This is a genomic window from Rhizobium glycinendophyticum (assembly GCF_006443685.1).
Classification (GTDB): Bacteria; Pseudomonadota; Alphaproteobacteria; order Rhizobiales; family Rhizobiaceae; genus Allorhizobium; species Allorhizobium glycinendophyticum.
Genome location: NZ_VFYP01000014.1, coordinates 1 through 1,236, shown reverse-complemented (window position 1 = coordinate 1,236; position 1,236 = coordinate 1). Strand labels below are relative to the sequence as shown.

The window sequence follows — 1,236 nt, the reverse complement described above, 5'->3', positions numbered from 1 at the left end:
TGCTCTGAGACCAAGCTTTGGACCGCCGGTGATTAGAGTTTTCCGGCTCTGATCACGATGGCTGGCTGGTTGCGCCACCGAGATTATGCAGGGCGATCGGGACGTTATATCCGATCGCCGAGTGAGGACGTTCCTCGTTGTAGTACCTGCGCCAAGTCTCTAACTTTTCGCGGGAATCCGCAAGGGTCAGGAACCAATGAACGTTCAGGCACTCCGACCGCAGCTTGCTGTTGAACGCCTCGATGAAGCCGTTGTCGGTTGGTTTGCCAGGTCGTGAGAAGTCCAGTGTGACGTTGTTGGCATAGGCCCAAAGGTCGAGGTCTCGGGAGATGAACTCGCTGCCATTGTCCACCCTGATCGTTTTCGGATAGCCGGTCTTCCGGCAGATGCCTTCCAGTGTCTGGACCACATCCTCGCCCCGGTAGGTGAAGCGTGCGTCGGCGGCCGGGCAGTAGCGCGAGTGCGTGTCGACCACAGTCAGGATGCGCAGCTTTTTGCCGGTCGCGAGCTGGTCGTGAACGAAGTCCATCGCCCAGACGTCGTTCGGCCCGACCGCCTCCTGGCGATCATCTCTGAGCTTTGCCTTCACCCGGCGCTTGGGATGCTTGTTGCGCAGTTGAAGCCCTAACTCGCTGTAAATCCTGCGTGTCTTCTTCATATTGATCTTCCAACCATCTCGGCGCAGGTGCACATGGACGCGGCGGTAGCCATACCGCACACGTGTCTCGCAAATCTCCTTGATGCGTCGTTCGAGTGGGGCCTGTCCGGTGCGGCGGGACTTGTAGTGGTAGGTCGATGTGTCGAACTTCAAGACCTTGCAGGCCCGTCGGATCGATATGCCCCAGTCCACCAGCATCCCGTCGATCAGCTTGCGCTTCCGTACAGGCCTCAGAGCTTTCGGCGGATGACGTCCTGGAGCATCTCACGGTCCAGCGTCAGATCGGCGACAATCTTCTTCAGTCTGGAATTCTCATCCTCCAGAGCCTTCAATCGACGCATCTCATCGGGCAGCAGACCCGCATACTTCTTGCGCCAATTGAAATACGTCGCCTGGCTGATCCCCGCCTTCCGGCAAATCTCAGCCACGGGCACGCCGTCGTCGCCCTGCTTCAAAATGAACGCCTTCTGGGCGTCCGAAAACTTCGATGCCTTCATGCTTCCGCTCCTTTTCCCCAGCCGGGAAATTACCGCGGAAAACTCCAGTTATGAACGGTCCAGTTTTTGGGGATCAGAGCA

1 protein-coding gene is annotated in these 1,236 nt (G+C 58.0%); it reads right to left on the bottom strand.

Translation table 11 applies throughout. The annotated features are described in order from the left end of the window. Nucleotides 1-52: 52 nt before the first annotated feature. Nucleotides 53-1,155 (bottom strand): IS3 family transposase gene (locus tag FJQ55_RS23270; protein WP_140832599.1). Its coding sequence is split into 2 segments (ribosomal slippage): nt 53-894 and nt 894-1,155, totalling 1,104 coding nucleotides; the frame shifts between segments, so codons are not numbered across the junction. Between the last annotated feature and the right edge of the window lie 81 nt (nt 1,156-1,236).